The organism is Leptolyngbya cf. ectocarpi LEGE 11479, from assembly GCF_015207065.1.
GTDB lineage: Bacteria > Cyanobacteriota > Cyanobacteriia > Phormidesmidales > Phormidesmidaceae > Leptothoe > Leptothoe ectocarpi.
In genome coordinates this window covers 1-8,961 of record NZ_JADEXP010000273.1, presented here as the reverse complement: position 1 = coordinate 8,961, position 8,961 = coordinate 1, and the positions used below count along the sequence as shown (strand labels likewise).

7 protein-coding genes are annotated in these 8,961 nt (G+C 48.9%); 3 read left to right on the top strand and 4 right to left on the bottom strand.

Translation table 11 applies throughout. The features are described 5' to 3' along the window. On the top strand, window positions 1-1,128 hold a 1,128-nt coding region (locus IQ260_RS22570), incomplete at its 5' end, for a pseudouridine synthase (protein WP_193995343.1). 103 nt (window positions 1,129-1,231) lie between these two features. After that, window positions 1,232-2,236, top strand: a complete 1,005-nt coding sequence (locus tag IQ260_RS22565; protein ID WP_193995342.1) for a sodium:calcium antiporter — start codon at window positions 1,232-1,234, stop codon at window positions 2,234-2,236. Window positions 2,237-2,248: 12 nt separating this feature from the next. On the opposite strand, the gene IQ260_RS22560 is transcribed toward IQ260_RS22565, so the two are convergent. The 3 genes from IQ260_RS22560 to IQ260_RS22550 are packed head-to-tail and all read right to left on the bottom strand — an operon-like array spanning window position 2,249 to window position 6,103. After that, window positions 2,249-3,079 (bottom strand): SWIM zinc finger family protein, encoded by an 831-nt coding sequence (locus IQ260_RS22560; RefSeq protein ID WP_193995341.1) that lies wholly within the window; start codon window positions 3,077-3,079, stop codon window positions 2,249-2,251. 38 nt (window positions 3,080-3,117) lie between these two features. Continuing rightward, entirely contained in the window at window positions 3,118-5,679 is a 2,562-nt protein-coding gene (locus IQ260_RS22555) for an aspartate ammonia-lyase (protein WP_193995340.1), read from the bottom strand. A gap of 4 nt (window positions 5,680-5,683) precedes the next feature. After that, complete coding sequence (locus IQ260_RS22550; protein WP_193995339.1) at window positions 5,684-6,103, bottom strand: HHL1-like protein; 420 nt, start codon at window positions 6,101-6,103, stop codon at window positions 5,684-5,686. Window positions 6,104-6,238: 135 nt separating this feature from the next. Here IQ260_RS22550 and rarD point away from each other — a divergent pair, with 135 nt between their 5' ends. Beyond that, complete coding sequence (rarD, locus tag IQ260_RS22545) at window positions 6,239-7,114, top strand: EamA family transporter RarD (protein WP_193995338.1); 876 nt, start codon at window positions 6,239-6,241, stop codon at window positions 7,112-7,114. On the opposite strand, the gene IQ260_RS22540 is transcribed toward rarD, so the two are convergent. Then, window positions 7,111-8,961 (bottom strand): ATP-binding protein (locus tag IQ260_RS22540; RefSeq protein ID WP_193995337.1); only part of this gene is annotated, 1,851 nt, incomplete at its 5' end. The two genes, rarD and IQ260_RS22540, sit on opposite strands and share 4 nt — an antisense overlap.

The window sequence follows — 8,961 nt, the reverse complement described above, 5'->3', positions numbered from 1 at the left end:
ACCCTGCGAGACGGGGCCCTCACCCAAGCTTTAAACACCCTTAAACGAGAAAGCCAGCGGGACAGCCTCGAACGTCGTTACCTAAAACAGGAACGAGATCAGGCACTCACTCCCCTCGCTAAAAATATTGCTCAAGCCGAACAACAGATACAAACACTCAAACAGCAGTACACAACACTATCTCAGCAGTGGCAGGCTCAAATGCAAGCTGTCTATCATGCCGAGTATGCAGGACTCGATAAATATCCCAGATTAGAGACTTTTGAAAACAATCTGTTTGATGCTTCGCTAGAGACATTGTGCCAACGTGCTGCGGTGAAATTACTTTACTACGCCGCTATTCATCGGCTTAAACCCTTAGCCATGGCAGAATTTTGGTGGAAGAAATCTAAGGGAGACTATCATCCGGAACAGTTCTATACAGACTCTCCAGAAAACTGCCAAATTCTTATGAGCATTACCAAGCTGTCAGCTCTACCAAAACCAGTAACTGACACATCACCGCTGACCATTCTCTATCAAGACGAGGCATTGATTGTTGTCGAGAAACCAGCAGGGTTGCTCTCAGTTCCAGGGCGGCGGTACCACCAGCAGGATAGTGTGCTCAGCCGACTCCGCTGCCAGCTACCAGACAATGCTTTCTTGCAAACCGTGCATCGTCTGGATCAAGCCACATCCGGCCTATTAGTCCTGGCCACATCGCCCAGTGCCCACAAAGCCTTAGGACAGCAGTTTTCCCAGCGTCAGGTCCACAAAACCTACGAAGCTCTCCTCAGCCATCCGATTATTATCGACTCTGGCACCATTGAGTTGCCTCTCTGGGGTAATCCTGATGAACGTCCCAAACAGTCAGTTGATGAAACGCACGGCAAACCCAGCATGACGCAGTTTCAAATCCTGCAGACAGGCCAGCATCCACGGATTCAGTTTGTCCCCCATACGGGGCGCACCCACCAGCTGCGAGTCCACGCTGCCCATCCTCAAGGCTTAAACTCACCCATTTTGGGAGACTCACTGTACGCTCAATCTGAGCCAGCAACCCGGCTACATCTCCATGCCACATCTATCCAATTGTTCCATCCTGTCACTCGTGAGTATTTACAGTTCACGAGCGATGCACCATTTTGACAGGCAAATAATCCATTAGCCAGATTTGTACATCGCCTCTATTCTCATAGTATCAAGATGAAATAGAACAGAAAAGTCGCCTGTCCCATACCAATTAGCTGACATGAATTTAGTACTGTGGAGTCTTGCACTGCTAGGGGCAATTTTGTCAGCCCACTGGGGAGCAGACCAGCTATCTGTCCCGCTACAAAAGCTGAGACAGCAGTGGGGACTGTCTGAAGCCGCCGGAGCCGCACTGGTTGCGCTAGCCACCGCCAGCCCAGAGATCGGCACCAATACCGCTAGCGCCATGAAGGGATTGTCCGATATTGGTCTGGGCAACCTGCTAGGTAGCAATATTATTTCGGTGCCTGCCATTGTCGCTGTGGCCTATTTTGCCAATCGCAGTCGCCCCCAAGATTCATCTGCTGACGCGAATCGGTCCCCCCTACCGGATCGACACCTGCTGCGGGTCAAACGTGAGGCCTTAACAGTCCAGGCCCTTCCCTATTTAGCCGTTATTGCGATCGCAGCGCTGCTCACACTACCGCCCCCATGGCGAGGGCTACAGCCCATAGATGGTTACATTATGCTGGGCATCTATGGGATCTACCTAGCCCAGGCAATCTTACGAAAGCGTCAAGAAAAGCAGACGGTAGACTGGTCTTCCGAAGAAATTTGGGTATCCATCGCCGGAGTCTTAGCACTGTCGTTTGGAGCCTATCTTACCGTTACGGCCACTGAGCAGATTGTGTCCATTCTTGGCATTTCGCAGCTCATCGGCGGCCTATTTATCACTTCTACGTTAAGTATTGCCCCAGAAGTGTTTGCCACCTGGAGCGTCGCTCGCAGTGGACAGGTAACCGCCGCTACCACAAGCGTTATTGCTGATAATACGGCCACCATGTCCCTGGCCTTAGTACCGCTGGCCTTAGTGAACACATCCATTCAGGACATGCCCATGTTCTTGGCCAACTTAGCATTTGTCGCATTGTTTGCAGCCGCCTACGGAGGCATGATCCGCTGGGGCGACGAACAGGACAAATATAGCTTTGAGCTATGGGAAGTCGCTGCTTTAGGCGGTCTCTATGTCATATACCTGGGCGTTATTCTGTCTATTATTCTCTAAACAAGAGGCTGCTCAGCTTAAGGCTGACATCATGGCCTGCTGAGCAACCGCTTGATAGAGACTGGTAAAATGCGCGTTTAATACCTGGGCATCGCTAGCGGGTAACGGCATCGGCCCCAGGAGATCTAACACCGTTTGCTCTGCGGGAGTAATCACAACTAGAGATGAGTCCAGCGGAGTATCATATTGCCAAAAGTTCTCTAGATCGAGAGTTTGAGACGTTGGCTCAGGAGCAACAACAATCTCTTCCGTCTCTTCAGCCACCGTTTCCACAGGATTTTCGTCTACCTGTTGTTTACGCCTTTCACGAATGGCGGCAATAATTTGCTCTTTGGTGCGACCTCGTAGCTGAAACAGTACAAACGGCTCCTCCCGAAAAGCATCCGCTAGCTGATAGTAAACAGCCGCGATGTGCTTACAGGGATTTTTAGGATCGGGGCAGTCACATTTAGAATGCACATCCGCCAAAGTAAAGGGAAACAGGCTCAATCCGTTAGCCGTAAACACGCTTTCAATATCGGCTGGCATCTCGCCCGCCAGCAGCTGGGCTGAGTAAATCGCTTTTTGGGACAGGGTATCGATCACAAAGGCCCAGTCTTCGTCAGCAAAGCGCTCGATCCAGATAGAAAGCTTGTAGGGGTCAGCAGCTGTACCCTGAACCGATGCAAAGACTTTGGATTCTTTAAAGTCGAGTTTGAGGATATGACCTTCGCGGGCATAGCGACGGCCTCGCTCTAGACGCTTTTTGAACCGGTAGGAGTTGAGCAGGTCCACCCACTGTTGTACCCACCAGGTTTCAGATTCAAGTTCGTAGGGGTTGGCAGCGGCTTGGTAAGAGGTCATGAGTGTTAGCGATGGAAGGATCAGGGATTTGAAAGATTTTAGTGGAGAATCTGGCTCATTTTCTCCAAGTCGAGCACCTCATTTAGTTTATCTTCAGACATCAGATCTTTCTCTAACACAAGCTGGCGCATGGACTTGCCGGTTTCCAACGATTCTTTGGCAATAGCAGCGGCATTGAGATAGCCGATGTGGGTATTCAGCGCCGTTACCAGAGCCAGACTGCCTTCAGCAAAGTCACGACAGCGTTCAGGACGGGCGGTGATACCAGCCAGACAGCGTTTGTCGAGGGCGCTGATAGTGTTGCCCAGGATTTCGATACTGTGAATCAAATCATAGGCAATCAGCGGCATCATCACATTTAGCTCTAGCTGACCGGCTTGGGCGGCACAGGCAATGGCCTGATCGTACCCCATGACTTGAAAGCACACCATGGAGGTCATTTCGGCCATAACCGGATTATATTTTCCTGGCATGATCGATGAGCCTGGCTGCACCGGGGGCAGCTGAATTTCTTTGAGACCGGTTTTGGGACCAGAATCGAGCAAACGCAGGTCGTGGGAAATTTTAACCAGGTCCTGGGCCAGGTTGCGGAGAGCGCTAGAGACCGCCACAAAGGGAGCCATACTCTGCATGGCGGCCATCAGGTGGGGCGCACTCATCAGGGGTTGGCCAGTAAATTCAGAAAGCAGCTCGGCAACGCGATAGCGATATTGGGGATGGGTATTCAGACCGGTGCCGGTGGCGCTACCGCCCAAACCTAGCTGGCGCAGATCTTGGGCAGCAGTACGTATTCGGCGGAGATGATCGCTCAGAATGACTTCCCAAGCGCGAAAGCTCTCGCCTAGGCGGATGGGCACCGCGTCCTGCATGTGGGTGCGGCCCGAGCGGACAATGCCTTGAAACTCAGCGGCTTTGGACTGGAGCGTTGCGATCGCACCTTCCAACCCCGGATACAGCGTATGTTCCAACGCCAGCAGCCCACCAATGCGAATCGCGGTGGGAATCACATCATTCGTGGACTGCCCGTAATTCACATGGTCGTTGGGGCTCACCCGTTGGTAGTTGCCCTTTTCATCGCCTAGCAGCTCCAGCGCTCGATTGGCCAGTACTTCATTCACATTCATATGATGCGAGGTGCCTGCCCCCGCCTGATACACATCCACGACGAACTGATCGCGCAGACTGCCCTTAAGAATTTCATCGGCGGCGGTGACGATAGCCTGGGATAGGTCGGTGGGGATGCAGTTGAGTTCACCGTTTGCGATCGCAGCCGCTTTCTTAATCAGTAAACAAGCATCCACATAGGTAGGCAGCGGCTTCAGACCACTAATGGGAAAATTCTCCACCGCCCGCAGGGTTTGAATACCGTAGTAAGCTGCCGAGGGAATTTCCTTTTCCCCCATGGAGTCTTTTTCAATGCGGCTGGTAGAGGATTGAGTCATTGGGTTTGGGTTTGCGCGCGGGCCAATGTTGATATTAGCGGCAGATAGAACCGCTGGGTATCCCCAATCCGGGCTTCGACTCCGCTCAGCCCTCGTATTCCTAAAATTAGCTGGTTGAGCGAAGTCGAAACCAGCGGCGTTAGAGACGTTTACTTTGGGCCATCTACTTAATTCATCCGGCGGGTCACAAACTAAAGTCATCGGTTCACCCGCTGGATGAACAAACGCCAAACGCCAAGCATGGAGCCAGTAGCCACAGTCACTCGGGATAGCGGTGCCATCGGGGTGGGGATGACCACCGGTCACATACAGCGGATCGCCCAGCAGTGGATAACCCATTGCCGCCAGATGAATCCGAATCTGGTGGGGTCTGCCCGTGAGAATCGTCACCTCTAATAACGCGGCATCCGCCCAGCGCTGGAGCACGCGGCAGTTACTCTGGGCCTCAGAGCCATCAGGAGTCGCTCCGTAAATATGGCCTAGCTGAGGATAGGGAATCTTACCAATGGGCTGGGTAACCGTGAACTGATCAGGCAGATCCAACGGTCCCACCAGGGTGCGATAGGTTTTACCCAGCTGACGCTGACGCAGCTGACGACTCAAATCGGCCCGAGCCGTCTTAGTTTTGGCAATCAGTACCAGCCCTGAAGTCCCCCGACCCAGTCGATGAATCGGGGCAGCGACCGGACACCGCTGGCGCAGCTGCCATAGCAACGTGTGCTGCAAAAAACGCCCTCCTGGCAGAACAGGTAAACCTGACGGCTTATTAACCACCCACAGCACCTCGTCTTCGTAGAGCGTGACAAGATCCAGGGGCACTGGCGGTTCCTGCCAGGGAGGGCGATGGTAGCTCAGCCGTTGGCCGGGTATGAGCGGGGCATCAGGAGAGACGGGTAGATCGTTCGCTAAAATCTGGCCTGACTCAATCCGCTGTCGCCAGACGTTACGGTCTGAGTGGCGATAGTGGTGGGCGTAGTAGTCAAGAACGCTGACCGGGACGGTTTTAGCAACCTTTTGTAGAGATGGGGGGGGAATGCGTTGGCGATGCCGCTCCAGAGGAGCATCGCAATAAACCCAACCATCATTAAAAACCGGAGACTGGTCGCTGACCACCCTCCGGGGACTAACACGATGAATTTGATTACCCGTGTCTTTCAAATATCTACCGCTTAAACAAACCAGCTACGCCATTTTTAACCTGGTCAGCAATCGCCTGTACACCACCAGCAATACCCGGCTTAGGCGGAACCGCCAGCGTAATCGGCTCATCCTTAAATGCCTTTACTCGGTAGCCATATTCCAGGTTGTCACGATTCTTTCGCAGAATGGGATAGATCCGAAACGCTCCCTGGAGCAAATCTTCTTCGCTAGCAAAAATCGCCCGGTCAATATCCACAGAGCGTTTTACCGCCACGACACCCACCGGGTACCACTGCTTTTTATCCTTAATGCGAATATGCACCTCAAACTCAGGATCGCCCGAGGAGCGGCGCTGATCCATTTCCTTAGAGGCTTCCTGCCGCCGCTTAGTGCGCTCCGACACCTTGGGTTTAGGTTGAGCTTTGCCAAATCCGCTGGCCATGGGAAATACCTCGTAAGGTTGACTCTTATTAAAAGTTTACATCGATTTAAGAAATCGCGGATCAGTATGCACCGTATAGATGGTGTCCTCCATGGGTAGCTGCTAGGCTTAAATGCGCTCTACCGGCATAAATCCTTGACTACTAAAACAGGTCCGCTCTACGCCATTCTTGCCTACGGTTCCTGGGGGCTGCTGCCCATTTATTGGAAGTTCTTTAAGGCGGCTTCACCGCTTGAGGTGTTGAGCCACCGCATGGTGTGGTCGCTGGTATTTCTGGGATTAATTTTGATCCTGCAGCAGCGGCTCTCAGAATTGCGCAAGCTGCCCCGTCGTCAGGTGCTAGGGCTGTTGCTCACGGCGGTGTTGCTCAGTGCTAACTGGGGTCTGTATATTTATGGTGTGAATACAGACCAGGTGGTAGAAACCAGTCTGGGATATTTTATTAATCCGCTGGTGTCGGTGCTGCTGGGGTTTGTGGTGCTGAGAGAGAGACTTTACAGGGGGCAATGGGTGGCGGTTGCACTAGCGACCATCGGCGTCAGCTACTTCATCTGGCAGTTTGGCTCAGTCCCCTGGATTGCTCTGGGGTTAGCAGGCACCTTCGCGCTCTATGGCCTGTTGCGCAAAGTAGTGGCAGTATCTCCCATGGTGGGATTAGCCGTAGAAACCGCTCTGATGACACCCGTGGCAATGCTACTGATTTTTTACTGGAGCAAAACCGGGTCAGGCACCTTTGGCAGCAGTCCTGGACTAACGCTGTTATTTATCGGCGCAGGCATCGCCACTTCCATGCCGCTACTCTGGTTTAACAACGCCGCCAAGCGGCTGTCATTATCCACATTGGGTTTCTTTCAATATGTGGCCCCATCGATTCAGCTCACATTAGGCGTGTTTTTGTATCAGGAACCCTTCACCCAAACACACCTAGTCAGCTTCAGTTGTATTTGGACTGCCCTGCTGATCTATTCGAGCACGTCTTTATTGCAAACTAGAATAAAAACTATTGACTAAATCGCTAAAGGATTCACATTAGTGCAATCAGACGTAGTGAGACTTTCGACTGTACTGAGACTTTTAATTTGTTGATACAAAGTAACAAGATGATGATTAGACATATCCATTAACGGCTCGTACATAAATGAATTAATATGTATGTTTTCAGGAGTCATGAGTATAACTTGACTCAGTATCTTTTTAATATGAGTAAATTCTTGATCAGCAGACTTTTTCTCTTGAACTAAACGATCAAACAATTTACCTGTCTGCATATTGTTGATCGGTGACTTATCAATTACATGCAACCACATAAATTCTTCTGCTTTAAGTCTTGTAGCGATTGAAAGTGTGACCTTTTTTTCTAGGCGAATTTCATTTTCGATCTCATCTGTGCATAAACTATCCGCAGCCTGATAAATCTGATCAATAACTAAACAGTTTCGGTCAAAAGCTGCATCCAAACTTTTAGCTGAAATAGTTTTGTGAATAAGGAATTCCAGATCAGAGAGCTTCAAATTTCTCGTATCAGACTTGATGTGTAGCATAGATGTTAACTTCTCATAGTCTTCGCAAGAAGTCCCATCCTTATATTCAACTAAATTTCTTACAAATGGAATCATTGAAATGAGTATAGCTTCATCCTTAAAGTAGTTATTTCTCCAAAGATCAAATGGGCTTCTTACACCTCTATTTCCGCCTTTTAGAAGATTTATACACTCATCGTCCTTTTTCGCAATAAATGAGTTACGCCATTTAGCTGAGCCTAGAATCCGACTTTGAAAAGTTCGATAAAAATCAAAATTATGAGTCAAGACAATAATTCTAAATGTCTCTTCTTGAGCTAATTCTTTCAGATACTCTATAATTGCATACTTATTTTTATAGTCGAACGAGTCTGCAATATCATCGATCAAAATCACGGTCTCTCGACCGCTTTCCAGTCTCGCTTTGAACTCAAAAATCACATAAAGCAAATACATCGCACGACGTTCGCCAACAGAAAGAAAGTCAAGATTTTTTAGCTGACCACGATCAAACTTAATTTCGCTTTCGTTCTCACTCTTGAAGGAAAAGACGATATTAGGAGATGTTGTCCCCAGAATAGCGTTTTTATGATTTTTAATATCCATGGAGAATGGAACATGAAAGCGCTCTTTGAATACCGCATGTGCTTCGTACCATGCTGTCTCTTCTAGGCGTGCCTCGTTTTCAATAGCAATCAACTCATCTTTATTATTGTCATGTAGTTCTAACAGCTCATCAAAAATACTCCTATATTTTTCAAAGTATGACCCCCATAAAATCTTTTTGAATTCATCAATGTCTGCTAAGCTTGAAGATATTGCTGGAAATTCCTCCAACAGACCTTGAAACGTTTTTACTGCAGCTACGCCGCTAATGATCTTGTTTGATATTTCTTGGAGATTTTCATCCTCAAATATTTTCTGTTTTTCTTCTTCAAAGATGCGATCAAGCTCATTCCAACTAACAACAACCTCATCTTTGCCATTCAGCAAAACTTTATGACTTGCCTGAAAAAACTGCTCTTTTTTTAGATTTTTTGATACTGAATTTGCATTAATAGGATTAAACTTCCCTTTTTTAAATAAAGGAGAGCTTTCTACCAAATCATTATATCGATCACAATAGTCACTGATATTAGTTCTCACTGACTCTTCATTTAGAAGCTCAACAACTTTAGGGTCAAATATTTTCTTATACTCTATACCTGCATATTCTAGACTACCGTAATTATTGTCCTTCAGAGTGCGAACTGCACTGAAAATATCAGAACACTCTAAATCCTTTAGAATACAACTCTCGATCTCATCCTTTTTTATCTTAGAAACCTTATTCAGCTG